This window comes from Dietzia cinnamea NBRC 102147, from assembly GCF_001571065.1.
GTDB lineage: Bacteria > Actinomycetota > Actinomycetes > Mycobacteriales > Mycobacteriaceae > Dietzia > Dietzia cinnamea.
Map to the genome: position 1 here is coordinate 1 of NZ_BCSW01000047.1, position 24,711 is coordinate 24,711.

At 69.7% G+C, this 24,711-nt stretch carries 25 protein-coding genes and 1 pseudogene; 15 read left to right on the forward strand and 11 right to left on the reverse strand.

Features of this window, described 5'->3' with window-relative positions; all coding sequences use genetic code 11:
* Window positions 1-93: 93 nt before the first annotated feature.
* The 5 genes from DCI01S_RS13250 to DCI01S_RS13270 form a co-directional block, all read right to left on the reverse strand.
* On the reverse strand, window positions 94-1,194 hold the full coding sequence (locus DCI01S_RS13250) for a peptidoglycan recognition protein family protein (protein WP_061229659.1): 1,101 nt from the start codon (window positions 1,192-1,194) through the stop codon (window positions 94-96).
* A 246-nt stretch (window positions 1,195-1,440) separates the two neighbouring features.
* Window positions 1,441-3,300, reverse strand: a complete 1,860-nt coding sequence (gene leuA / locus DCI01S_RS13255; RefSeq protein ID WP_061229660.1) for a 2-isopropylmalate synthase — start codon at window positions 3,298-3,300, stop codon at window positions 1,441-1,443.
* Window positions 3,301-3,459: 159 nt separating this feature from the next.
* Complete coding sequence (locus DCI01S_RS13260) at window positions 3,460-3,897, reverse strand: GNAT family N-acetyltransferase (protein ID WP_061229661.1); 438 nt, start codon at window positions 3,895-3,897, stop codon at window positions 3,460-3,462.
* Between the two features lie 106 nt (window positions 3,898-4,003).
* The gene (locus DCI01S_RS13265; RefSeq protein WP_082767814.1) at window positions 4,004-4,801 is read right to left on the reverse strand and encodes a trypsin-like serine protease; all 798 of its coding nucleotides are present in this window, start codon (window positions 4,799-4,801) and stop codon (window positions 4,004-4,006) included.
* Window positions 4,802-4,889: 88 nt separating this feature from the next.
* On the reverse strand, window positions 4,890-5,888 hold the full coding sequence (locus DCI01S_RS13270; RefSeq protein WP_061229662.1) for a DMT family transporter: 999 nt from the start codon (window positions 5,886-5,888) through the stop codon (window positions 4,890-4,892).
* Between the two features lie 71 nt (window positions 5,889-5,959).
* Between DCI01S_RS13270 and DCI01S_RS13275 the strand changes: the two genes are divergently transcribed.
* Complete coding sequence (locus DCI01S_RS13275) at window positions 5,960-7,222, forward strand: aspartate kinase (RefSeq protein WP_061229663.1); 1,263 nt, start codon at window positions 5,960-5,962, stop codon at window positions 7,220-7,222.
* A gap of 152 nt (window positions 7,223-7,374) precedes the next feature.
* Here DCI01S_RS13275 and DCI01S_RS13280 read toward each other — a convergent pair whose 3' ends face one another.
* The gene (locus tag DCI01S_RS13280; RefSeq protein WP_061229664.1) at window positions 7,375-8,229 is read right to left on the reverse strand and encodes an endonuclease domain-containing protein; all 855 of its coding nucleotides are present in this window, start codon (window positions 8,227-8,229) and stop codon (window positions 7,375-7,377) included.
* 427 nt (window positions 8,230-8,656) lie between these two features.
* Between DCI01S_RS13280 and DCI01S_RS13285 the strand changes: the two genes are divergently transcribed.
* The 3 genes from DCI01S_RS13285 to DCI01S_RS13295 all read left to right on the forward strand — a co-directional run bounded on the left by DCI01S_RS13285 (window position 8,657) and on the right by DCI01S_RS13295 (window position 10,435).
* Complete coding sequence (locus DCI01S_RS13285; RefSeq protein WP_061229665.1) at window positions 8,657-9,691, forward strand: aspartate-semialdehyde dehydrogenase; 1,035 nt, start codon at window positions 8,657-8,659, stop codon at window positions 9,689-9,691.
* 188 nt (window positions 9,692-9,879) lie between these two features.
* Complete coding sequence (locus tag DCI01S_RS13290; RefSeq protein WP_061229666.1) at window positions 9,880-10,107, forward strand: hypothetical protein; 228 nt, start codon at window positions 9,880-9,882, stop codon at window positions 10,105-10,107.
* On the forward strand, window positions 10,100-10,435 hold the full coding sequence (locus DCI01S_RS13295; RefSeq protein WP_061229667.1) for a type II toxin-antitoxin system PemK/MazF family toxin: 336 nt from the start codon (window positions 10,100-10,102) through the stop codon (window positions 10,433-10,435). The genes DCI01S_RS13290 and DCI01S_RS13295 overlap by 8 nt, the downstream gene beginning before the upstream one ends.
* A gap of 50 nt (window positions 10,436-10,485) precedes the next feature.
* Here DCI01S_RS13295 and DCI01S_RS13300 read toward each other — a convergent pair whose 3' ends face one another.
* Genes DCI01S_RS13300 through DCI01S_RS13310 form a run of 3 tightly spaced genes read right to left on the reverse strand, consistent with a single transcriptional unit; the run spans window position 10,486 to window position 14,122 of the window.
* Entirely contained in the window at window positions 10,486-11,412 is a 927-nt protein-coding gene (locus DCI01S_RS13300) for an MBL fold metallo-hydrolase (protein WP_061229668.1), read from the reverse strand.
* A gap of 2 nt (window positions 11,413-11,414) precedes the next feature.
* Window positions 11,415-13,079, reverse strand: a complete 1,665-nt coding sequence (locus DCI01S_RS13305; protein ID WP_061229669.1) for an FAD-binding dehydrogenase — start codon at window positions 13,077-13,079, stop codon at window positions 11,415-11,417.
* A gap of 47 nt (window positions 13,080-13,126) precedes the next feature.
* On the reverse strand, window positions 13,127-14,122 hold the full coding sequence (locus DCI01S_RS13310) for an esterase/lipase family protein (protein ID WP_061229670.1): 996 nt from the start codon (window positions 14,120-14,122) through the stop codon (window positions 13,127-13,129).
* Window positions 14,123-14,247: 125 nt separating this feature from the next.
* Here DCI01S_RS13310 and DCI01S_RS13315 point away from each other — a divergent pair, with 125 nt between their 5' ends.
* The 7 genes from DCI01S_RS13315 (at window position 14,248) to DCI01S_RS13345 (ending at window position 19,094) form a co-directional block, all read left to right on the forward strand.
* Window positions 14,248-14,877, forward strand: coding sequence for a TetR/AcrR family transcriptional regulator (locus DCI01S_RS13315; protein ID WP_061229671.1), 630 nt, complete (start codon window positions 14,248-14,250; stop codon window positions 14,875-14,877).
* Window positions 14,878-15,016: 139 nt separating this feature from the next.
* Window positions 15,017-15,688 (forward strand): enoyl-CoA hydratase/isomerase family protein, encoded by a 672-nt coding sequence (locus tag DCI01S_RS13320; RefSeq protein WP_061229672.1) that lies wholly within the window; start codon window positions 15,017-15,019, stop codon window positions 15,686-15,688.
* Between the two features lie 272 nt (window positions 15,689-15,960).
* Window positions 15,961-16,239, forward strand: coding sequence for a hypothetical protein (locus DCI01S_RS13325; protein ID WP_061229673.1), 279 nt, complete (start codon window positions 15,961-15,963; stop codon window positions 16,237-16,239).
* Entirely contained in the window at window positions 16,240-17,499 is a 1,260-nt protein-coding gene (locus tag DCI01S_RS13330; RefSeq protein WP_061229674.1) for a cupin domain-containing protein, read from the forward strand.
* 92 nt (window positions 17,500-17,591) lie between these two features.
* Window positions 17,592-18,398, forward strand: a complete 807-nt coding sequence (locus tag DCI01S_RS13335) for a sucrase ferredoxin (RefSeq protein WP_244881739.1) — start codon at window positions 17,592-17,594, stop codon at window positions 18,396-18,398.
* 140 nt (window positions 18,399-18,538) lie between these two features.
* The gene (locus DCI01S_RS13340; RefSeq protein WP_061229676.1) at window positions 18,539-18,766 is read left to right on the forward strand and encodes a hypothetical protein; all 228 of its coding nucleotides are present in this window, start codon (window positions 18,539-18,541) and stop codon (window positions 18,764-18,766) included.
* The gene (locus tag DCI01S_RS13345; protein ID WP_061229677.1) at window positions 18,759-19,094 is read left to right on the forward strand and encodes a type II toxin-antitoxin system PemK/MazF family toxin; all 336 of its coding nucleotides are present in this window, start codon (window positions 18,759-18,761) and stop codon (window positions 19,092-19,094) included. The genes DCI01S_RS13340 and DCI01S_RS13345 overlap by 8 nt, the downstream gene beginning before the upstream one ends.
* A gap of 93 nt (window positions 19,095-19,187) precedes the next feature.
* Here the strand turns inward: DCI01S_RS13345 and DCI01S_RS13350 are convergent.
* Window positions 19,188-20,173, reverse strand: a pseudogene (locus tag DCI01S_RS13350) (VOC family protein).
* A gap of 24 nt (window positions 20,174-20,197) precedes the next feature.
* Between DCI01S_RS13350 and DCI01S_RS17295 the strand changes: the two are divergent.
* Window positions 20,198-20,605 carry a hypothetical protein gene (locus tag DCI01S_RS17295; protein ID WP_156482605.1) on the forward strand — a complete coding sequence of 136 codons (408 nt, stop codon included), beginning with the start codon at window positions 20,198-20,200 and terminating at the stop codon, window positions 20,603-20,605.
* A 6-nt stretch (window positions 20,606-20,611) separates the two neighbouring features.
* Here the strand turns inward: DCI01S_RS17295 and DCI01S_RS13355 are convergent, their stop codons facing one another.
* Entirely contained in the window at window positions 20,612-21,766 is a 1,155-nt protein-coding gene (locus tag DCI01S_RS13355) for a phosphotransferase family protein (RefSeq protein ID WP_061229678.1), read from the reverse strand.
* 332 nt (window positions 21,767-22,098) lie between these two features.
* On the opposite strand from DCI01S_RS13355, the gene DCI01S_RS13360 reads away from it, so the two are divergent.
* The 3 genes from DCI01S_RS13360 to DCI01S_RS13370 form a co-directional block, all read left to right on the forward strand.
* On the forward strand, window positions 22,099-23,079 hold the full coding sequence (locus DCI01S_RS13360; protein ID WP_061229679.1) for an LLM class flavin-dependent oxidoreductase: 981 nt from the start codon (window positions 22,099-22,101) through the stop codon (window positions 23,077-23,079).
* A gap of 12 nt (window positions 23,080-23,091) precedes the next feature.
* On the forward strand, window positions 23,092-23,775 hold the full coding sequence (locus DCI01S_RS13365) for a trimeric intracellular cation channel family protein (protein ID WP_082767813.1): 684 nt from the start codon (window positions 23,092-23,094) through the stop codon (window positions 23,773-23,775).
* Between the two features lie 139 nt (window positions 23,776-23,914).
* On the forward strand, window positions 23,915-24,711 hold a 797-nt coding region (locus DCI01S_RS13370; protein WP_244881738.1), incomplete at its 3' end, for a Fic family protein.

Genomic DNA, 24,711 nt, shown 5'->3' on the forward strand with positions numbered 1-24,711 from the left:
GCGCTGCGACCCGCGCGCTGCGACCCGCGCGCTGCGACCCGCGCGCTGCGACCCGCGCGCTGCGACCGCCCTGCCCGCGCGGCCCGGCCGCGGTCAGGAGCCGAAGGCCGCCGAGGAGATCGCGGTGGGCGTCCAGCCGTTGGCCGCGTGATCCCGGATGAACTGCATCTGCGGGTAGAAGGAGTTGCCCGGGCATGCCGTGCCGCCCCAGTCGCGGTGACCCGAGACCGCCATGATCGGTCGCGTCGCGCCGCCCTGCGGATTGCGATAGGTGATGCCCGCCCGCGGGTTGATGCCCGTGGCATTGCACAGGGCACGCACGCAGTCGATGGTCGCGCCCACGGCGGCGGCGGTCGGCGGGGCGCCGGTGAAGTCGCCCAGCAGGCTGATGCCGATGTTGCCGTTGTTGACGCCGCCGACGTGTCCGGCGGTGACGACCGGGGGAGCGATGCCCGCGACGGGCGGGACCTGGAACACCGGGTTGCCCACCGGTGTGCCGCCGCGGCCCTGGTAGATCCGGCCCTCGGGATCGATGATCAGGTGGTACCCGACATCGCCCCAGCCCAGGGTGTTGGCGTGGTAGTGGTAGATCGCCCGCACGCTGGCGGCACGGTCCGGCCCGGGAAGGACCGCGGTGTGGTGGATGGTGATGGACTGCGCGGGGAAGTAGGTCGGCGCCCACCGGAATCCGGAGACGTCGCCGGCGCCCCACGCGGCACGCGGGATCACCGGCAGGCCGGCCAGACCGATGCTGCCGAGGCTGTAGTTGCGCGGGGTTCCCCGGCCGTCGTCGAAGACGGTGGCCTCGGAGCCCGCGGGGGCGTCCACCTCGTAGCCGACGGCGCCCTCGGGCGCGGCGACGAGCTCCGCGGCGGGCGTGCTGCCGGCATCCGGGGCGGAGTCCATGGCCTCGAGCGGGAGCCAGTCGCCCACGGAGCCGTCGGGGAACGCGAACCGGATGCGGCCGGCGATCTCCTCCGGGCTCGGGAACGTGACGCCCACGAAGCCGAGCGGGCCGTTGGGCTGGATCATGCCGCTGCCGGTGGAGATCGACTGCATGAGGTCCTGGGCCACGCCGAGGGAGCCGGTGGTAAACGGGTTGGCCCCGGCTACGGGACCGCGAACGGAGGAGGCGACGGCGGCGCCCACGCCGACCGATGCGGCTGTGAGGAACCCACGGCGTGTCACGGACATAACAGCTCCAGACTGATGTTTACGGAGGGCAGACGCCATACCTATCGGCGCGACCCGTCGCCACATTACGCGCTTGCTGTAATCGAATCGAGACCATCGTTACCGGAGTGATACATGTGAAGGATGAGGTTCAGGGGACGCCGCGGGCACACGAGAAGACCGTTCCGCGCACCGTCACTCGGGTGATGTGTGCGGAACGGTCTTCTCGACGGTCGGGGCCGCGCCAGCCCGCCGGACCTCAGCCCGTCACGGCGCCCAGGTGCGCGCGCCCTCGACCGAACCCACGGCCTCGGCGCCCTCGGCCTCGTCGGCGTACGCACGGTTCACGGCGGAGACCACGGCGCGCAGGGACGCGGTGGTGATGGAACCGGCCCGGCCGACACCCCAGAAGACCCGGTTGCCGAACTGCACCTCGACGTACGCGGCTGCGGTCGCGTCATCCCCGGCGGTCATCGCGTGCTCCGAGTAGTCGAGGATGCGCACCTCGTCGTCGAACATCTCGTTCAGGGCGGCGACGAACGCCGCCAGGGGGCCGTTACCGGACCCCGTCAACTCGCGCGTCTCGCCCTTCCACTTGATGACGGCCTCGATGAAGTCCTCGCCGTCGTCGGTCTCGGCCGGCGAGAGCACCTGGGACATGCGCTCCATGGGCGAGATGCGGTCCAGGTACTCGAGGGAGAAGATGTCCCACATGGCCTTGGGCGTGACCTCGCCGCCCTCGGAGTCGGTGACGTTCTGGACGATCTGTGAGAATTCCATCTGCAGGCGCCGCGGCAGCTGCAGGCCGTAGTCGCTCTTCATGATGTAGGCGACGCCGCCCTTGCCGGACTGCGAGTTCACGCGGATGACGGCCTCGTAGGTGCGGCCCTCGTCCTTCGGGTCGACGGGCAGGTACGGGACCTCCCACGTGATGTCGGTGATGTCCTCGCCGCGGGCATCGGCCTCGGCCTGCAGGGCGTCGAAGCCCTTGTTGATGGCGTCCTGGTGCGAGCCGGAGAACGCGGTGAAGACCAGGTCGCCGCCGTAGGGGTGACGCTCGGGCACGGGCAGCTGGTTGGCGTACTCGACCGTGCGGCGGATCTCGTCCATGTCGGAGAAGTTGATCTGTGGGTCGACGCCGCGGGTGAGCATGTTCATGCCCAGCGTCACCAGGCACACGTTGCCGGTGCGCTCGCCGTTGCCGAACAGGCAGCCCTCGATGCGGTCGGCGCCGGCCTGGAAGGCCAGCTCGGCGGCGGCCACGCCGGTGCCGCGGTCGTTGTGCGGGTGCAGCGACAGGATGGTCGAGTCGCGGTGTGCCAGATTGCGGTGCATCCACTCGATCTGGTCGGCGTAGACGTTGGGCGTGGCCATCTCGACCGTCGCCGGCAGGTTGATGATGATCGGGTTCTCCGGCGTCGCGCCCACGATCTCGGTGACCGCGTCGCAGACCTCCTTGGAGAAGGCCAGCTCGGTGCCGGTGAACGACTCGGGGGAGTACTCCCAGCGCCAGTTGGTGTCGGGGTAGTCCTTCGCGATGGTCGTGACCAGCTCGGCGGCGTCGGTGGCGATCTTCTTGATGGCCTCGCGGTCCTTACGGAAGACCACCTTGCGCTGCAGGATCGACGTCGAGTTGTAGAAGTGCACGATCACGTCGGACGCGCCCTCGCACGCCTCGAACGTGCGACGGATGAGATCCTCGCGGCACTGGACCAGCACCTGGATGGTGACGTCGGAGGGGATCGCGGCGTCCTCGATGATTTCGCGGACGAAGTCGTAGTCCGTCTGCGAGGCGGACGGGAAGCCGACCTCGATCTCCTTGTAGCCCATGCGCACCAGCAGGTCGAACATGCGGCGCTTGCGCGCGGGGCTCATGGGGTCGATCAGGGCCTGGTTGCCGTCGCGCAGGTCCACGGCGCACCACTGGGGGGCGTGGGTGATGACCTCGTCTGGCCAGGTGCGGTCGGGCAGCGAGACGTCCTCGACCTCCTCGGCGAACGGCCGGTACCGGTGCCACGGCATGGAGGAGCCGCGCTGTTTGTTCCACGACGGCTGGTCGGGGCGGCCGGGCTTGGAGGGGGGCGTCAGGGTCGACGACGACGAGACGAAGGCATCAGCGGGATTCATCGTAGGGGCTCAACTTCCGTGGAGTTCGATCGTTTCAGGATCGGACCGGCGCGACGAGATCCCGCGACGGGGAGCCGGTCCGCTCTAGCGGGCCCCGCCGCGGCATCCAAGAAGGAGCACGCGCTGCATGCAGGTCACCATACACCTTCCCGCCAGACGTCACGGAATCGGAATGACGAAGGTGGTGGGGCCGGCGGTGACGTCGTTCGGGGTGTGCAGAGGGGAGTCGGGGCCCAGGTCCTGGACGTCGCCGTCGTGCATCGATCCCCACACGCGTCGGCAGCCGGCTTCCTCGGCCACCGAGACGGCCTTCTCGACGAGCCGGTGCGCGATGCCCTGGCGGCGCAGGTCCTCGCGGACGCGGATGCCGTAGACGAACAGGTCGGGGCTGTCTCCCAGGTGGCCGGTCTCCACGGCGACGAGCATCGCCACCGGGACCCCGTCGTGGAGGGCCATCAAGAGCAGGTTGGAACCGCGGTCGAGGAAGTCCTGCGTCCACTCGGCGGTGGGCGGGGAGTCGAACAGGTCGCCCGCGGACAGCACGAGGTCCAGGTCTGCGCGCGAGGCGCGACGGATCAGGAGCTCCGGCGGGGTCATTTCTCCAGTGTGGCAAATAGCGCCGTGGTTCGGCACGGGCGCGGCCCCGGGGCGGCGGGTCGGTCGGCGCATCTGTCTGCGTCTCGGGTGGGGGAGGGGCCCGCTGTCACCGGTGGGTGATCATCCAGTCGATCCACCCGTTCTGGGCCGGGATCGATTCGTACCACGCGGGGTTGGTCCCGTTCGGCTGGCGGCGACCGTGGTCGGAGCCGGAGTGGATGCCGACGAGGCGGTCGCCCTGGAAGACGGGCCCGCCCGAGTCGCCGAGGCCGTAGCCGCCCTCGATGGTGTGCGAGCGGCCGATCCGGGAGCCGCCGCGGGGTTCCATCCGGTCGAGGCGGGTGAGCCCGGTGCGCAGGTCGGCCGAGCGCAGGCCGCGGGGGGTGGTCTCGCCGAAGCCGTGGAAGCGCAGGACGGCGCCCGGGGCGGGGTCGACGCCGGCGCGCAGGACGGACGGCGACGGCGCGGGGTGGCGGAGCTTGATGAGCATGAAGTCCCCGGCGGGGGCCTTGTAGACGGCTTCCGGGGTGTGACGGCCGAAGCTGCCGGTGTCGAGGGAACCGAAGGCGCCGACGACCTGCGGGGTGGCGAGCGGGGCGGTGGTGGCGAAGCCGCCCGGCACGGTGGCCCAGTTGCCGAACCCGAGGGTGTAGGCGTTGGGGTCGGTGGGGCCGCAGTGGGCGGCGGTGGCGACCCAGCGCGGGTGGACGACGACTCCCGAGCAGGGCGCGCCGAGCACGCCGCCGAAGGTGGTGATCTGCACTGCCCACGGCGCCGGGCCCGAGGGTGCGCCGCCGACCACGGCGCCGGCGGTGGGGGCCGTGACCGCGAGCGTGGCGGCGACCGTCCCGACGGCCGCGCCGATCGCCGAGAGAAGCCGACCCGTGTGACGTGTGAGGCGCATGTGATACAGCTTAGGCGATCGGGAGGCGAGGTCGGGCCGCTCGGCGAGAGTGCTCATGGCAGGAAAATCGCGTCCGCCGGTGCCCGCGTTACCGCGAGGGCGGTTCGGGGCGCGTGTCGGGGGGTATCACCGACGGTGTCCCGGACGGGGTCTCGGCCGCCGTCCCCGGCGGCGCGCCCGACGCTGCCTCCGACGTGTCCGCCGACGCGCCCGACCCGTTCACCGACCCGTCAACTGACGGCGCCGGGTCGACCTCCTTGTGCGCGAGCCGTACCGTCGCGACGACCATGACGATGAGCGTGGCTGCGAGGATCGACAGCTCGGGGCCGTCGACCGCGAACCATTCGCCGAGGACCACCACGCCGAGCGCGAGCGAGACCACCGGCGTGGTGACGGTCGAGGCGGGGACGGCCTGGTGGACGCCGCCGGCGGAGAACGACATCTGTTGCAGCGTCAGCGCGAGGACGGCGGCCACGACGAGCCCGTACACCTCGCCGGTGGTGGCCACGAGCAGCGGTCCGCCCTCGTAGAACCGGTCGGCGACGCCCTTGGTGAGGAGCGCGACGTAGGCGAACGCGGTGCCGCCGGCCACGCCCAGTAGCAGGGCACGGTTGCCGTCGGCGCGGAGCGCCCGGGAGAGGCGGAGGAGGACGACGACGACGAGGGCGCCCGCCGCGCAGGCCAGTGCCCACTGCCACCAGGGCGGATGTGCCTCGCCTCCGGTGGGCCGGCCGTAGATCACCAGGACGACCACGCATCCCGCCAGGACGTGCCCCCAGAACAGTTCGGTCTTGGTGACCCGCCGCCCGGTCACCCATGCGCCCAACGGGAGGGCGAAGGTGAGTGAGAGGACGGTGATCGTCTGGACCAGGATCAGCGAGCCGTAGATCAGCGCCAGCCCCTGGAACACGAAGCCGGTGAGGCTTATGGCCATGCCGGTCCACCAGTACCTGCTGGTGAGGATGTGGAAGTCACCCTCACGTCGACCCTGCGCGCGGCGCGGTGAACGGTGCCGCATCACGGTGCCGAAGGCCTGGCTGAGGGCGGAGGCGAGGGCGAGGAGTACAGCCGCCCAGGTTTCAGTCATCACTCACGAGTAAACACCTCCCGTAAAGTGGGTCTGCGTTAAGCCGATCAACACCGGAAGGGTGTGACCGCGTGGCACTCGTAGTGCAGAAGTACGGCGGCTCCTCCGTGGAGTCCGCAGAACGGATCCGTCGGGTGGCCGAACGGATCGTGGAGACCAGGAAGGCGGGCAACGACGTCGTGGTCGTGGCCTCGGCCATGGGCGACACGACCGACGAGCTGCTGGATCTGGCCGACCAGGTCTGTCCCTCGCCGCCGCAGCGCGAGATGGACATGCTGCTGACGTCGGGTGAGCGCATCTCCAACGCGCTGCTCGCGATGGCCATCAGCTCGTTCGGGATGGAGGCCTACTCGTTCACCGGGTCGCAGGCCGGCATCATCACCACCACCCGGCACGGCAACAGCCGGATCATCGACATCACCCCGGGCCGTGTCCGCGAGGCGCTCGATCAGGGCAAGATCGCCCTCGTCGCGGGCTTCCAGGGCGTGTCCCGTGAGACCCGCGACGTGACGACCCTCGGCCGCGGTGGGTCCGACACCACCGCCGTCGCGATGGCCGCGGCGCTGGGCGCGGACGTGTGCGAGATCTACTCGGACGTCGACGGCATCTACACCTCCGATCCGCGGATCGTCCCGAACGCCCGCAAGCTCGACACCATCTCGTACGAGGAGATGCTCGAGATGGCGGCGGTCGGCTCCAAGATCCTCAACCTGCGCAGCGTCGAGTTCGCCCGCCGCTACCACGTGCCGCTGCGCGTCCGCTCTTCGTATTCGACCAACCCGGGCACGCTCGTGGCCGGAAAAGTGGAGGACATCCCCGTGGAAGACGCAGTCCTGACCGGAGTCGCTCACGACGCCTCCGAGGCCAAGATCACGGTGGTCGGCATCCCCGACCAGCCGGGGTACGCGGCCAAGATCTTCCGCGTCGTCGCCGATGCCGAGATCAACATCGACATGGTCCTGCAGAACGTCTCCAAGGCCGAGGGCAGGACCGACATCACCTTCACCTGCCCCCGCGAGGTCGGCGCCAAGGCGACCGAGGTGCTGTCCAAGGCTAAGGACGAGCTGGGCATCGACCAGGTGCTCTACGACGACAACGTCGGCAAGGTCTCCCTCGTCGGCGCGGGCATGAAGTCGCATCCGGGGGTCACGGCGACGTTCTGCGAGTCGCTGTCCGAGGCGGGCGTGAACATCGAGCTCATCTCCACCTCGGAGATCCGCATCTCGGCGCTGGTCCGCGAGGATGAGCTCGCCGACAGCGTCCGCGCCCTCCACGCGGCGTTCGAGCTGGGCGGCGAGGAGGAGGCGCAGGTCTACGCCGGCACCGGCCGCTGACCCGCGCCCCACCCAGCCCGCTGGCGCCCACCCGCCCGCTGGCACCCACCCGCTGGCGCCCGCGTCCGGGCCACCCCGCATCGATAAGACAGTTCCGCACACATCGCCCGAGAGCGAGTGTGCGGAACTGCCTTTTCGTCGGCGCCTTGCCGTCAACCGCCGCGCTCCCGGACGCCGGCCCGGATGTCGGCGGCGGTGGAGGCTGCATCCCGGGTGATCATCGTGGTGGTGAGGGGGTAGACCAGCCAGCCCAAGCGGCGCAGCCGGTTCCAGCGGGTGAGGTCTTTGGCGTGCTGCGCCGGCTCGCGGTGGTGCTCGCCGTCGTACTCGACGCCGATCTTCAGATCACGGCGCGCGAGATCCAGAACATACGGAGACCCCGGCGCGGGTACCTGCGTCTCGAAGCCCGTGAGCCCGTGTCTGAGCAGCAACAGCCGGGCCCGCGTCTCCCACGGTGACCGGGCGCCGACGTCGCACAGGTCGAGGGCCGCGAGGACCTGTCGCTTGCCGGGGATCCGCCGGGGGTCCATCGCGAGGGGCCGCACGTCGCGCTCGGGGTCGACGCCGATACTCGGGCCCGCATCGAGCGCGCAGACGGCGTCCGTCAGGTCGCCGCGCCGCGCGATGTCGAACAGCGCCCACGCGGGGCTCGCGGCCAGGCCGGCGCCCGCGGTCCCGGTCAGGTGGAGGACGTGTTCGGGCGGGATCGTGTACTGGCGGCCGATCATGCCGGGCCGGCGCACCCGGGTCGAGCCGACGGCGAACTCGTCGGGGTAGGTCCGTGGCGGGAAGGGGTGGCCGTGGGCGTCTGCGGCAAGCCAGCCGGTCGCCACGGCTTCCGGGTACAGGGCGGTGATCGCGGTGATCCGGGTGAGCGGGTGGGTGCGGTCGGCGGTGCGTGGCACCCACAGGCCGCGGTGGTGCGGGACGAGACCGCTGGAGTGGAGGCGCCGCCCGCGTTCGGGGACGAGGTCACGGGTGCGGCGGGGTGCCTGGTCGGGGCGCATGGACCAAGCGTCGACGACGACGAGCGCCGCCTCCCCGTCCCTCCCGCGATTCCTGCGTCACCTGTGGAGGCGGACGGGGCTGTGGAGAAACGGGCCGCGGTCGATGAGCGGTCAGTTCCTTCGCGACCTGCGACGGCCCCTCGGCGAGCTCGGCGGCACCCCCACGCCATCGAGAAGACAGTTCCGCACACACCTCTCTCGGCCGATGTGAGCCGAACCGTCTTCTCGTTGGTCGGGTGCCGAGAAGGGATCGGGTGCCGAGGCGAGCCGGCGTGCCGCGGCGGGCTCGGCGAGGTGTGACGCGGGCCGCTGTCCATCGGCACGGGCCTCGGTAGACTGGGCCGTCACACCGGTCGGTCGAGCGCAGGGCGGAGAACCCGTCCGCGGCGGGCCGGGTCGCCAAGACTTCCAGGAGTTGACCTCACAGATGACCACTGTCGCCGTAGTCGGAGCCACGGGCCAGGTGGGGCGCGTCATGCGTGCCCTGCTCGAGGAGCGGGACTTCCCGGCGGACAAGGTCCGTTTCTTCGCCTCCGCCCGCTCGGCCGGGACCACGCTGCCGTTCCGCGGTGAGGACATCGTCGTGGAGGACACCGCCGCTACCCCGGACGAGGAGCTCAAGGGCATCGATATCGCCCTGTTCTCCGCGGGCGGCACCATGTCCAAGGAGCAGGCGCCGAGGTTCGCGGCGGCGGGCGCTGTCGTCGTCGACAACTCCAGCGCGTGGCGCAAGGACCCCGACGTCCCCCTCGTCGTCTCCGAGGTGAACCCGGACGCGGCGAAGAACCCGCCCAAGGGCATCATCGCCAACCCCAACTGCACCACGATGGCGGCGATGCCGGTGCTCAAGGCGCTGCACGACGCGGCGGGCCTCAAGCGCCTGGTGGTGTCGACCTACCAGGCGGTTTCCGGCTCCGGACTCGCCGGCGTGGACACGCTCAACGACCAGATCACCGGCAACGTCGGCGCTGGACACGAGCTGGTGCACGACGGGTCGGCGCTGAAGGTCGATGACCACGGCCCGTACGTGGCGCCGATCGCGTTCAACGTGCTGCCGCTCGCGGGTGGGCTCGTCGACGATGGTTCCGAGGAGACGGACGAGGAGCAGAAGCTCCGCAACGAGTCGCGCAGGATCCTCGGCCTGACCGAGTTGCGCGTCGCCGGCACCTGCGTGCGTGTCCCCGTGTTCACCGGTCACACGCTGAGCATCAACGCGGAGTTCGAGCGCGACATCACCCCGGAGCAGGCCCGCGAGCTGCTGAGCAAGGCGCCGGGAGTGAAGGTCGTCGACGTGCCGACCCCGCTCGAGGCGGCTGGCGCGGACGAGTCGTTGGTGGGCCGGATCCGCCAGGACCAGTCGATCGAGGGCAACCGCGGACTGAACCTCATGGTCGCGGGCGACAACCTGCGCAAGGGTGCGGCGCTCAACACCATCCAGATCGCGGAGCTGCTGGTCAAGTAGCGCAACTGCTGGTCGAGTGACCAGTCGCAGGCTGAGCCGTTCGGGAGTACCACGACGACGACGAGGCCCCGCAGCCGCCCCCCAACGAGAGCCGCCGCCCGGTCACGCAGACCGGGCGGCGGCTCTCGTGTCGTCGGGGTGCGACGAGTTCGCTATCTCCACGGTATGACCATGGGTATACTTTCGGTATGTCCCACACGACGATCAAGGTGAGTCGCGACCTCCGGGATCTCCTGAAGAGGCAGGCCGCCGAGGAGCACCGCACGCTGGGCGATCATCTGGCGTATCTCGCCTCGCTCGCCGAGAAGCAACGGCGGCTTGAGCGCCTGCGTGCGGAGATAGACGCGACATCGCCTGAGGATCTGGCGTCCTACCGCGAGGAGTCCGAGTGGTGGGAGTGGGCGCAGGATGCCTGACCCGACTCCCGGGGAGGTCATATGGGTTGTCCTCGATCCCGTGGTGGGTCGTGAGCAGAGTGGTCGCCGACCCGCGGTGGTGGTCTCGTCGCGCGCGCACATCTCCCTCGTCGATTCTCTCGTGATGGTGGTTCCGGTGACGTCGGTGGATCGCGGATGGTCGAATCACGTCCTGCTCCGGGGAGACGTGTTCGATCGGGACTCCTGGGCGATGACCGAGCAGGTGCGCACCCTTTCGCGCCAGCGTGTTGTCGGCCGTGCCGGCCAGGTGGACGCGGGGACCCTGGCCGACATTCGCCGGTGGATCTTCGACTTCCTCGACGAGTAGCGGTCGCCCGCACGGGTGCCGCGGCGCGGCGAACAGCGGGTAGCCGTGTCTTACCTGGCGGCCCACGGGTCGGTTCGACGCCACAGCGTGGGGAGCTCCAGATGGACTCCGTCCCGCTCGGCGCACGCCGTGAGAACCCGCATCGCGGCGTCGAGGTCGTCGACGGCGTAGGGGAGCGCTCTCAGGGGCTCGGTCAGTGGCCTGAAGAAGTCGTCCCAGTGGGTGAGGATGACCGCCCGTGCCCCCACCGCAGTCACGGTCTCGGCCCAGTATTGCTCGATGAATTCCGGGGGTTGGTGGCCGAGCTGGCCGATGGCGAGGTAGACGACGTCGGCGCGGTGGCCGTCGAGCATCCCGGGCCGGAAGCCGGCGCTGCTGTGGACGAGCGCGGACTGTCCGGACGTCTCGTGCTCGACCAGGATCGACCACGTCTCGCCGCATTTGTAGTCGCGCGCGCGGGCGGGCTGGGCGATCGCGTGGTCGATCACTCCTCGGATGCGGTCAGGGTGCGAGTGCTCGGATTCGAGGAAGGTCAGGGTGAAGGCTCCGAACGTCCGCGCGTCGCCCGGTGCGACCGTGACGATCCGATCGGGCGGCAGCTGGGCTCCGCGCCCGAGCTGCGTAGTCGACTCGCCACCGACGAGCGCCGCTCCGGTGCGGTGCGCGACCGCGGCGGAGTCGAGTGCGTGGTCGTAGTGGGAATGCCCGCAGGCCACGGCGTCGAGAGTGGCCACCCCTGCCCTGCGCAGGGCGTACTCCACGCGTGCCGGGTCGGTTTGCAGGGGGGTGAGGAGCGTCCGGGCGAGGGATGGCCGGGTGAAGAACCCGTCGGTCATGACGGCCGATTCTCCGTCGTCGAACAGCAGGGTGGTCACGCCGAGGAAGGAGACCGTGAGGGGGGAGGTCGGCGAGGCCGTCGGCGTGGGGGGTTGTGCCTGGTACGCGGCCAGGTCGGGTCGGCCCCATCTGAGCTGCATCGTCACACCTCCCGGGCGAGGTCGCGGCCCGCCTGCCGGCCGGTGAAGATGCATCCGCCGAGGAACGTGCCCTCGAGCGAGCGGTAACCGTGCACGCCGCCTCCTCCGAAGCCTGTGATCTCGCCGGCGGCCCACAGTCCCGGTACGACCGCGCCGTCGGTGCCTCGGACTCGACCGTCCAGGTCGGTCTGGATGCCGCCGAGGGTCTTGCGGGTGATGATCTTCAACCGTACTGCGATGAGCGGCCCGGAGTGTCGGTCCAGGATTTTGTGTGGCGCTGCGGTGCGGGCGAGTCGTTCGCCAGGGGATCGCCGGGAGTTGTGGATGGCGGAGATCTGCAGGTCCTTGGTGAACGGGTTGTCGATCTCACGGTCGCGCGCGACGATCTGACGTTCCAGATCGGCCAGGTCGATGAGCTCGGAGCCCGCCACCCTGTTCATGCCGGCCACGAGTTCGGGCAGGGTGTCGGCCACGACGAAGTCCTCACCGTGTTTCTTGAACGCCTCGACCGGTTCGCCGGCCCCCGGCAGGACCCGGCCCAGCAGTAGCTTGAGGTCTTTTCCGGTGATGTCGGGGTTCTGTTCCGACCCCGACAGGGCGAACTCCTTCTCGATGATCTTCTGGGTGAGGACGAACCAGGAGTAGTCGTAGCCGCTGTCCTGGATGGTCTTGAGGGTCCCGAGGGTGTCGAATCCCGGGAAGTTCGGCACGGGAAAGCGCTGTCCGCGGGCGTCGAACCACATCGATGACGGCCCGGGGATGATGCGGATCCCGTGGTTGTTCCAGATGGGGTTCCAGTTGGTGACGCCTTCTGTGTAGTGCCACATCCGGTCCTTGTTGACCAGGCGGCCGCCGGCGCTCTCGGTGATGCTGAGCATTTGTCCGTCGACGTGCTCGGGGACTCCGGAGATCATGGTGGCCGGCGCCGTGCCGAGTCGGGCGGGCCAGTTCTCGCGCACCAGGTCGTGGTTTCCGCCGATGCCGCCGGCGGTGACCAGGACCGCTGCTGCGTGCAGCGCGAACTCGCCGACGTCGGTGCGGCTGCTCGCCGCGCCCCGCGGTGCCGAGCTGGGTTCGAGGATCGACCCCCTGACCCCGTCGACGACCCCGCCTGTGACGGTGAGTTCGTCGACGCGGTGTCGGAACCCGAAGCGGACCAGTCCCCGGTCCGCCGCGTCCCGTACCCGACGTTCAAAGGGGGCGAGGACGCCGGGCCCCGTCCCCCAGGTCAGGTGGAACCGTGGCACCGAGTTGCCGTGGCCCTCGGCGAGATATCCCCCGCGTTCGGCCCACCCGACGATCGGAACCCACCGCACGCCCTGGGCGTGGAGCCACGACCTCTTCTCGCCCGCGGCAAAGTCCACGTAGGCCCGCGCCCACTGGTAACCCCAGTAGTCCTGCCCCGCCGGGTCGTCGATCCCCCGGTCGAAGGTCGCGCTGCCGAGCCAGTCCTGCCACGCCAGCTCGGCGGAGTCCTTGATCCCCATCCGTCGCTGCTCGGGGGTGTCGACGAGGAACAGCCCTCCCAGGGACCAGAACGCCTGTCCGCCCAGGTTCTGCTCGGGTTCCTGATCGAGCAGCAGTACCCGCTTGCCCGCGTCGGCCAGTTCGGCGGTTGCCACCAGGCCGGCAAGCCCGGCGCCGACCACGATCACGTCTGCGTTCATCGTTTGTGTCTTCGGTCCATCGTTTCGTGTGGTCATGGAGGTGTGCCTCATCCCTGTTCGGCGTATCGGGGTAGGGCCGGCTCGGCCGGCAACGACGGCTGCCCGAGGATCCCCAGGTACTTGATCGCCCCCTGCGTGATCGACGGGACAAAAGTCGTGATGTCGAATCCGGGCAGGGTGATCCCCTCGCAGAGGTTCGGGGTCCGAGCAGGTACCGCCGGTCCGGGGTGGGACAGTGCGTCGAGGGCCAGCCGGTAGGTGGCCCCGTCGTACATGAGCCCGACGTGCTCGACCAGGCGGCCCGGGCAGTGGTCCTGCAGTGCGATGTTCGCGGCGCCCGGGTAGCTGCTGACCTCGCGGGCGGGCTGGATGCCCTCGTCGAAGAGGGTGAAGATCGACGTCACGGACACCGAGGGGTCTATCGGGGCCCGGTTGAGGGCTGCGGTGAATCGCGACCCGGTGGAGAGTTGGTGGGCCAGTACCGGGCAGAAGCCGACCGAACAGATGAGGTTGACCGGTTCCGCGCCGTGGATCGGGCCCGCGAGCGAGATCATGTCATCGACGGAGGCTGCGACATCGGGCCAGAAGCGCAGCGCCCAGAGTGCGAGGACCGGACCCGCGCTGTGGGCGACGATGCTGACCTCCTGCCCGGACAGAGCCCGTGCGTGGCGGATCGCGTTGACCACGTATTCGGCGCCGATCGTGGCGTCACCGCGGCCGTGGTCGAGGACGGTGACGTCGCACACCCCGTAGCCGTCCCCGGCCAGTGCGCGTGCGTACCCCCAGCCCCAGGCGTCGGCGGGGTCGAAGCCGACTCCGCCGACCAGCACCACGACCTTCTTCTCGGAACCCGGGTGAACATCCGGGGTGCAGTGCACCGCCTCGTCGAGGGTCTGTTGCGGCACGGTCAACGGCGGGCCGGTCTGCTCAGCCCGCACGGATGCCGATGCGGACGCCTGACCGCCCATGGCGAGGATGGCGGCGATCATGGCCGCTGCCACCGCCGCGCCGGCGGTCCGGAGTGAGGTGCTGATAGGGGTCACGCCGTGCTCCTGACACTGTGCGAAAAGCGCCATGTACTCGCCGGGGTCAATCGAACTGCTCGGTGGATACATGACTGTATTGAGTACAACACTGTATCCAATACGGCGATGTATGCAACCCCGGTATGGTCGGGTCCGTGAGCGGATCGGTGAAACGCCGGCGTCCAGAGACCCGGCAGCGCCTTCTCGATGCGGCCCTCGAGGTGTTCGCCGAGCGGGGCTTCGGTAACAGCAGCGTCGAGCAGGTGTGCGGGAGGGCGGGCTTCACCAGGGGCGCCTTCTACTCCAACTTCACCTCGTTGGAAGAGTTGTTCCTCGCGATGTGGGAGCAGCGATCGACGCAGATACTGGCGGACGTCGGGGCGCTCCTCGACACGGGCGAGCCGCTGCCGGTCAGCTCGCTGGACGACGTGGTGGCGCACGTGTTGGCGGTGGTGCCGGTCGATGATCAGTGGTTCCGGGTCAATGCGGAGTTCACCGCACACGCGCTGCGCAATCCTTCACTCAAGCGAGTGCTGGTCGCGCGGGAGAGGGCGATTCTCGCCACCCTCATGCCGTTGCTCGACGGGCTGTTGTCCCAGATCGGGCTCGAAGTGACCGATCGCGCGGCTCTGGGCCCGAGCTTGACCGCAGCGCACGACGGAACGCTGGTCCAGTGTCTGATCGAGGACGACGTCTCTGCCGCGCTCGACCGGCGCGCGGCGATGTTCACCGTGCTCGTGGAGCGCTACACGCAGGAAATCGTGGACGCCTGACCGGAGGTGCTGGTCCTGTGACGCTCTTTCTGGTCGAGTGGGCGGTCGCGGGCCCACCGGCAACAACCCCACCGGCAACACCCCCAGCACCGACCGACCCACCCGCACCCCACGACCCCACCACTGGAGAGGACCACCCATGACCCCGACTCTGACCCACCACGAGGACATCGCCGTCCTCACGCTCGGCAACGACGAGAACCGCTTCGCCCCGGACCGGCTCGACGCGATCAACGCCCACCTCGATGAGGTCGAGAAGTCCGCGAAGGGGCTTGTCACCGTGGGGTCGGGCAAGTTCTATTCCAACGGTCTCGACCTCGACTGGCTCATGGCCAACTCGGACCGCCTGGACTGGTACGTCGGCCGGATCCACGAGCTGTTCTCCCGCGTCCTGACGTTCTCCCTGCCGACGGTCGCCGCGGTCAACGGGCACGCCTTCGGCGGCGGCGCGATGCTCGCGATGGCCCACGACTACCGGGTGATGCGCGACGACCGCGGGTACTTCTGCTTCCCCGAGGTGGACATCAACATTCCGTTCACTCCCGGCATGGCGGCGCTGATCCAGGCCAAGACCACCCCGCAGACCGCCATGACCGCGATGAGCACGGGCCACCGCTACCCCGGGGCCGAGGCGAAGGAGGCGGGCCTCGTCGACGCGACCGCTGCGGAGGCCGAGATCGTCACCGCGGCGCTCGGGCGTCTCCAGCCGATCCTCGGCAAGGACCGCACCACTCTCGGCGCCATCAAGACCACGATGTTCGCCTCCGTCACCGAGGCGCTGGGCCGGGGCCCCGGCGGCGTCAGCCTCTGATGCCCACCCGCCCCGGGTTGACCGCGAGCTCGGGGTAGCGCGGGGATAGTTCGACACCGGCAACGACAACGACGACGACGAGGACCGCCGCCGCCCGGAAACGATGCGGTCGCCCGGTCACGCCGAACCGGCGGCGGCTTCGGTCGTATAGAGGCCGGTCCAGTGCCATAGTGGAACTGCACGCCCCTCGTGTCCCGGCCTGCTGCTGGAACACGTGGCCAGATCGCACGACTCCCTGCAGGTTCGCGCCTGCACCGACGAGAGGAACGCAGATGGCTATCAACGACGACGACATCACCACGTCCGGCGCTCAGGGCGAGGGCATCGCCGACGGCGGTTCCAACCCGGGCGGCCACGACGGTGGCGCCGACGGGTCCGCCCACCACATGAAGGGCGAGGGTGAGGGCCTGGCTGACGGCGGTTCGAACTCGGACGGTCACGACGGCGGCGCGGACGGTTCCGCCGATGGCTCCGCGAACACCGGCGAAGGGGTGGCCGACGGCGGTTCCAACCCGGATGGTGCCGACGGCGGCGCTGACGGCACGCAGTAATTGCGGGCGCTTCATCGGTGCGTCGCGTGCAGCTCGGATGAGTTCGCGGCTCGGGTGTGGGGGCAGCGGCCCCTGCTGACCCGGGCGGCCGAGCTGCCACGCGACTACTCCGACCTGCTCACACCGGCGATGGTCGACGAGATCGTCGCCGAACGCGGGGTGCGCACGCCCTTCGTCCGGATGGCGCGGGAGGGCACGCTCGTCGACCGGGCGTGCTTCACCCGCTCCGCGGGTTTCGGGGCGCAGATCGCCGATCAGCTCGACCCCGACGGCGTGCTCACGCAGTACGCCGCCGGGGCGACGCTCGTCCTGCAGGGACTGCACCGGTTCTGGCCGCCCATCATCGACTTCGTCCGGGGCATGACCTCGGACATCGGCCACCCGGTGCAGACCAACGCCTACATCACCCCGCCCGCGAATCGCGGGTTCGATCCGCACTACGACGTCCACGACGTGTTCGTGCTCCAGGTGTCCGGCACCAAGCGGTGGCGTGTGCACGAGCCCGTCCACCAGCACCCCCTGCCCGATCACCCGTGGACCGATCACCGCGAGGCGATCGCCGAACGGGCGAAGGACGAGCCGGTCATCGACACCGTGCTCGAGCCGGGGGACTGTCTCTACCTGCCGCGCGGCTGGGTCCACTCGGCCGAGGCGCAGGGCGATACCTCGATCCACCTCACGGTGGGCGTGGCCCCCTTGACCGGGCATGACGTCGCCACGGCGATGATCGAGGCACTGGCCTCGGAGGAGGAGCTGCGGGCGTCGTTGCCGTTCGGGCTCGCCCCGGTCGAGTCCGCGCGCGCCGAGCCCCACGCCCGCGAGGTCCTCGACGTGCTGGCCCGGTTGATCGCCGAGAAGCAGGAGCAGCTCCGCGCTCTCGCCGGCGAGGCGCTCGCCGAGAAGTACCTCGACCTCACCAGGCCTGCCGCGATCCGCCCGCTGGCCACCCTCGACGCCGTCGCGTCCCTCGACGCCGACACTCAGCTGAGGCTGCGGGAGGGACTCCACGCACGGGTGGACTGCACCGAATGCGACTCCGACTCCGACTCCGACGCCGACGCCGACGCCGCCAATCCCGGCACGGTGGTGTTGAGGCTGCCCACCAAGTCGGTGACGTTCCCGGCGGTGTGCACTTCCGCCCTGCGCGCTGTCCTCGAGGGCGACCCCGTGAGCGCTGGTTCGCTGCCCGGCCTCGATGCCGACGACGGCCGGGTGGTTCTCCGGCGGTTGCTGCGGGAGGGCGTGGTGGTGGCGCTGTGAGCAGGCCTGCGGACTGGGAGCCGTGCAGTGACTCGTCGTTGCGCCGCGGCGATCCCCTGGACGGGTCGGGCTCCCGGGGGTTGCGGTGGCTGATGGTCGAGCTGTCCGGCCCGTGGGGGTATTCGGCGCTGCTCGACTCGCCGGGTCTCCTTCCGCCGGAACTGGGTCGCGAGATCGCGGGGCGCGCCCAGGAGGCCGACGTCCGGGTGGCCGCGATCCGCAGGCCGGGTCGTCGTCGTCATACAGAGGAGCAACGCTGGCGGTGGGCGCTCGCCGACGCCCGGCCCGGGCACGAGTCGCTGCGGTGGGGCGAGGTCAACGGGCCGGTCGGGTACGCCGAAATCCCCCTGGACGGTTCGGCGGGCACTCCCAGCACGGAGCCGCTGGTCGCCGTGTGCGCGCACGGCAAGCACGATCAGTGTTGCGCGGTGCGGGGGCGTGGCGCCGCGGCGCGCATCGCCGCGAGGCATCCGGAGGCGACGTGGGAGTGCTCGCACCTGGGTGGCGACCGCTTTGCCGCGACGATGCTCGTCCTGCCGCACGGGCTGTTCTACGGGCGGGTGGACCAGGCGGAGGATCCGGGCGACATCGTCACCCGCTACACCGAGGGCCGGGTCGACGAGCGGTACCTGCGCGGGCGCAGTAGCTACTCGGCGGTCGTGCAGAGCGCGCAGCATCATGCCCGCGCGGTGGTGCCCGACGACCGCATCGACGCCTTCGCCCCCGTGCGCGTGGTCGAACGCGACGAGCACGTCGAGGTGACGCTGGAGGGCCCACGCGGTGCGGTCGAGGTGTGGCTGCGGGAGACCTACTCCGAGCCGATCTTCACGATGTGCCGCGCCCACGCGCCCGGCCCGGTGAGGCAGTGGGAGCTGATCGAGGTCAGGGCCGGCGGGTAGGGCGGGGCCGATGTCCTCCGGGATGCCGGGGGAAGGGCCAACGACGACGACGACGACGAGGTCCGCGGCTCACATGATGAATGCTCTGGCCGGCCGTTCATTCCGGGCGTACGGGGTATGACAGAACGTATACTCTCGGTATGTCCGTCACCACGATCAAGGTGAGCCGTGAGCTGCGAGATCTCCTCAAGCGGCAGGCGGCTGAGGAGCAGCGCACTCTGGGCGAGCACTTGACGTACCTCGCATCCCTCGCCGACAAGCACCGGCGATTCGAGCGACTACGCGCGGAGGTGGACGCGACGTCGCCCGAGGATCTGGCGTCTTACCGCGACGAGACCGGGTGGTGGGAGTCGGCGCAGGATGCATGAGCCGACCCCGGGCGAGATCGTATGGGTGGTCCTCGATCCCGTGGTCGGTCGCGAACAGAGCGGCCGCCGACCCGCGGTGGTGGTCTCGTCGCGAGCGCACATCTCCATCGCCGACACCCTGGTGATGGTGGTCCCGGTGACCTCGGTGAATCGCGGATGGTCGAACCACGTCCGGCTCCTCGGAGACGTGCTCGACCGCGACTCCTGGGCGATGACCGAGCAGGTGCGGACCATCTCTCGCCAGCGCGTGGTCGGCCACGCCGGTCGGGTGGACTCGACGACCCTCACCGACATCCGCCGGTGGATCTCCGACTTCTTGGAGGAATAGCCCGCCGGTCGGCGGGGCGGCGCCGAGCGGATCTCGCGCCACGCCGCCCGGTCATGTAGATCGGGCGGCGTGGGTTCTGCGCTTGAGGGTGGGTCAGGCGTTCTGGACGGCGCCGTTCACCACCGGCTCGGACAGGGAGTCGGCCACGGACTCGGCGGCGGGCTCCTCGAGCGGGATGGTGCAGGCCAGGGGCTCGCTGCCGGACCAGTCATGGCCCCAGTAGCTGTCGGCGGTGATGTTCTGCGGCAGGTACTGGTCCTCGTCCACCATGAGGCCGTCGTAGCCGTACTCGATGTCCCAGCCGCCGGGGGCGCGCAGGTAGTAGGACACCATCTTGTCGTTGGTGTGGCGGCCGAGGGTGGAGGAGATGCCGAACCCGTGCTCGGTGGTGCGCTCCATGGCCTGGGCGACCTGATCCATCTCGGCCACCTCGAGCATGATGTGGACGATCCCGGGGCCCATGTGCGGGGCGGGCATGACGGCGAAGCTGTGGTGGCGGGGGTTGACGCCCATGAACTGGATGCGCAGCGGCGGCATGCCCGGCGCGGACGGGAAGGGGAACGCACCGCGGGTGTGGAAGCCCAGGACGTCGCGGTAGAAGCCGATGGTGGCGTCGTAGTCGGTGGTGGGGACCACGAGGTGGCCCAGGCCCAGCTCGTCGGTGACGAACTCGGTGCGGTACTTGGTGGAGACCTTGGAGTGGTCCAGCTCGGCGCCGTGGAAGATCTCCAGGCGCTGACCGCAGGGGTCCTGCAGGGTGATGGCGCCGTCGACCTTGATGGCCTGCGTCTCGTCGTGGGTGAGGTCCCGGTAGGCGATGCCGTGCTCGGTGAGGGTGGCCCGGACGCGGTCGAGGGCGATCTCGTCGCGCACCTCCCAGCCCACGGCGTCGAGGTTGTCCTTCTCGGCGCGGCGCAGGGTGATGCGGCGGGCGCGCTCGTCGAGGCGCAAGTGGGGAGGGTGTCGTCGTCGCCGCCGGCACCCACGCCCAGGTCCAGCACGTCGTGGGCGAGGGTGCGCCAGCGGTCGAGGTCGGTGGTGTCGATGGTGAGGTAGCCGAGGGCCCGGATGTCGCCCATGGAGTGTCCTTCAAACTCCTTGATATGCGCAAGCGACCGATCTTGCGGATGGAGTATCTGCGCGAGCCGGTGCACGTACCGTCTTCTCACATTCACATACACGCGCAGAGTGGGCCACTAACGCTGTTCCTTGCCAAGACGGGTCACAAGACTCCGGCTGCTGTCGAGTCTCTCCACATCCCGACCGGCGGAGAGCGCTTCCGGCCTTGCGTCGAGGACTTCTTGGAGTTCCTGATCGCCGAATGCGGCGTTGAAGGAAGTGGTGACTGGAGAGAACAGATTGACCAAGGGCGAGCTGAATGGAGGGACTATCAAGCCCGCTCGGTCATACGCGAGCGGCCAGAGGTGGCAGCAGAAGTCCTTCGAGAGCTGGGAGCGAAAGTTGAGCTTCCGGAAGGCGGATTTCAGCAGTCACCGCGAAACGCCTTCTGAGTGCGGTCAGCCGGCGATCAGGCGGGCGAGCATCGGGTGGTTGAGGACGTACTCGTCCGGGTGGGAGGGCGCCTCCTGCTCACCGAAGTGGATACGACGACGAGTGATCCGCGACAGGATGATGGCCTGCCGCAGCCCGGCGTAGACGTAGTAGAACGGCAGGTCCCGGACGGTGGAGCCGGTCAGTTTCTCGTACTGTTCGACGACCTCGGAGTGGTCGAACACGTCCGGGATCCCGGGGAAGCCGAAGGTGACGGCGAGGTCCTGAAACAGGTCGTGGAAGTACAGGAACCAGCCCAGGTCGACCTCGGCCGGCGCGATGGCCGCCATCTCCCAGTCCAGGACGGCGGTCGGGGTGGTGCCCTCGTAGAGAATGTTGCCGATGCGGGCGTCACCCCAGCTCAGCACGTCGGGACCGGTCTCGGCGGGCCAATGCTCCTCGATCCAGTCGAGGGCGCGCTCGATGAGAGGGATCCGCAGTCCGTCCTCGCGGGTGGTCCATTCGTAATAGGCGCGCTGCTCGTCGACGTGCACTCGCAGCGCGCTCATCCCGGGCGCCGGGGCCAGCGTCGGCAGGAGGTCGGCCGGCGCGGGGATGCGGTGGATCGCCGCGAGCACCGCCACCGACTCGCGCTGGAGCTCGGCCCGCTGCTCGGGGGCCATCTCGAGCAGCCAGCCGTCGAAGACGTACGGGGGATTGTCGACCGGCGCCCGACCGGTGGCGCGGTCCATCACGAGGAACGCCGTGCCGAGGACGGCGGGGTCCTGCTCGAGCCAGCGCACGCGCGGGACCGGCAGATCGGTGGCCTCGCCGACCACCCGCATCACGTCGAACTGCCGCTGCAGGTCATAGGCGGGGAACACCGGGAACGCGTCGTCCTGCGGGCACATCCGCGCGACCAGGCGGGCAGGCCGCGGTTCGGACGGGCCCGCCGGTGCGCTGGCCTCGGCCGGGGCCCACGTGGCGTCGAAGAGCACCGAGATGTTGGACATCCCCGAACTCTCCGGCCGGCTCACCGCCGAGACCTCGACCCCGGCTGCAGCGTCGACCTCGTCGCGCTCGGCCAACCATGCGGTGAGACGATCGCGGAACTCGTCGAGATCGGCCTCTCCCGAGGTGACCCGCTGGTGAAGCGGCTCATCGGAGCGTGTCTGCGTCATGTGATCGGACCCTTCGTGCGGATCTGATGCGCGGGCGGGACTCCGCGACGAGCCCAGTGTGACCCACGACACAGGGGCGGAGGTTCGATACGCCGACGCCCGCAGGCGGCCACGGGGTGTGGGGCGGGAACCTCGTCGTCGTCGTCGTCGTCGTCGTTCCGGTCCGGTCCTGCACGTCGCCAACGCGGTACCGGTGTGACCCACGCCCGTCACGGGGGCGGGCGCGGGTGGCGCCGATCCGTGACCCATCACCGACCTCGTCGCATCGGTAGCCTCGACACACGAGCCGCGGATGTTCGCGGTGGTCACGGTGAGCTACGAAAAGGTGTGTTGTGTCGGTCCCCTTGAGCATTCTCGACCTGGTCTCCATCTCCGAGGGGGCCACCGCGCGTGACGGCATCACCGCGTCGATGGAGTCGGCCCGCCTCGCCGACCGGCTGGGCTACTCGCGGCTGTGGTTCGCCGAACACCACAACACCCCCAACCTCGCCTCGAGCGCCACCTCGCTGCTCATTTCCCAGGCGGCGTCGGTGACCGAGCGGATCCGCGTGGGCTCCGGCGGCGTCATGCTCCCCAACCACGCGCCGCTCATGGTGGCCGAGCAGTACGGCACCCTCGCCAACATCCACGGCGATCGGATCGACCTCGGCCTGGGCCGCGCGCCCGGCACCGACGGCATGACCGCGCAGGCCCTGAGCCGCTCGTCGGCCGAACCGCAGGCGTTCGCCCGCCACATCTATGACCTGCAGGGCTGGTTCGGCGAGTCCGGCACCGCCCACAGCGTGCCGATCTTCTCCGCGGTCTCGCAGGGTATGGAGGTGCCGATCTGGGTGCTGGGCTCCACCGTCAACGGCGCCTCGATCGCCGGCCAGCTGGGCCTGCCGTTCTCGCTGGCCTCGCACTTCGCGCCCGACCAGATCGACGACGCGATCCGCGTGTACCGCGAGACCTTCAGCACCGAGGCGCCCACCGCGCGCACTGAGAAGCCGCAGGTGATGGCCGGAATCAACGTGGTCGTCGCCGACACCGACGAGGCCGCGCAGCGCGAGTTCACCACGCTGCAGCAGATGTTCCTCGACCTCCGCGCCGGGCGCAGCCGCAAGATCCAGCCGCCCGTCGACCCCGCCCAGTTCGCCGGCGCCATCAACCCGATGCTCGACATCAGCGCCGTCGGCTCGCCCGACACGGTCAAGGCGCAGCTGGAGGAGTTCATCGAGCGCACCGGCGCCGACGAGCTCATCACCGTGACGTACGCCTACGACCCGGCTGTGCGGAACCGGTCGATCGAGTTGCTCGCCGACCTCTGGTTCTAGCGCGCCGGACCCGTGGAGTTCCTCACCGTCCTCTTCCTCATCGGTATCACCGCGGAGGCGATGACCGGCGCGCTCGCCGCCGGTCGCGAGCGCATGGACCTGTTCGGGGTGGTGATCGTCGCGTGCGTCACCGCCATCGGCGGCGGCTCGATCCGGGACGTCCTGCTGGGCCACTATCCGCTCATCTGGGTGGCGCACCCGTCCTACCTCGCGCTGGTCTCGCTGGCCGCGGTCGTCACCGTGGTCGTCGCCCCGATCATGCGGCACTTCAGGGTGCTCTTCCTGGGGCTCGACGCGCTCGGACTGACGGTCTTCGCGATCATCGGCGCCCGGATCGCTATCGAGATGGGACACGGCGTCATCATCGCCGTCGCCGCCGCGGTCATCACGGGCGTGTTCGGGGGAGTCATGCGTGACCTGCTGTGCGACCGGGTGCCACTGGTGTTCCGACAGGAGCTGTACGCCAGCATCGCCATCCTGGCCGCGCTCGTCTTTGTGGGCCTGGTGGCTGCGGGCGTCCCGGAGAACTGGAGCGCGGCGATCACCCTCGTCGTGGGGTTCAGCCTTCGAGTGGCCGCGATCCGCTTCAAGCTCGGTCTACCGGTGTTCGACTACTACCAGGAGACCGAGCGCCCTCTACGTGGACGTCGGCGGCATCGCTGGAGTGTCCGGGGCTGGTCCAAGGACGTGGACTGACAGATCGGGCGGGCGGTCGCGCTGCGGACGGGCTCACCGATTCCGTCGAGTACATCCTCCTTGGAGTCGGCCGGAGGCGAGCCGGCCCTGGCGGCTCACGTTCGTCTGACGCCGGTTGAGTGCGATGGTGGCGCCGACAATGTCATTCAAGGGCGCCTACAGTGACATTGTGAACCTGGAAATGTTCGTCAACGACGCGACGGGCGCGCTCGTAGATATCGTCGGCACCGACCCGCGCGTCGGCGACTGGCGCCATAAAGCGTTCGTCCCCGCGCGGCTTCCCGAGGGGATGCCAGAACTGACGATGCCTACCGTTCTGGCAGTGGGGAACGCCCGGGCGGCGTTGGCCTCCTTGGACAGCACCGCGCGACGCTTACCGGATCCAACCCTCCTCCGCGTCCCTACTCTCCGCCGTGAGGCGCACTCGACCTCCGCTCTGGAGGGCACATACGCACCCCTGTCCGAAGTGCTGGGGGCGGACGTGGAGGAACCTGGGTCGCCGGACCTCCGTGAGATCCTTAACTTCGAGGTGATGGCGCGCCTCGGGTTTGCCTGGGCCGCGGACGGACGCCCGCTGTCGACGACGATGTTGTACGACCTTCAAGGCGTGCTCATGAGGGGTGGGCCCCTTGAGGAGGTCTCAGGTCGGCTACGCGATACCCAGGTTGTCGTCGGCCTGAGGTCGGATGTGGACCCGGGCGGTCCGGCGATCATGCGAGCCCGCTTCGTCCCGGCGCCCCCTGGCCCGCTCCTCGAGGCGGGATTGTCCGACCTCGTCGACTGGATGCGAACTGACCACAGTTCGACGCTCGACCCCGTCGTCGCTGCGGCTATGTCGCATTACCAGTTCGAGACATTGCACCCGTTCCGCGACGGGAACGGCCGCCTCGGGAGGTTTCTTATCGTCCTACACCTCCTCTCGATGGACGTCCTAGG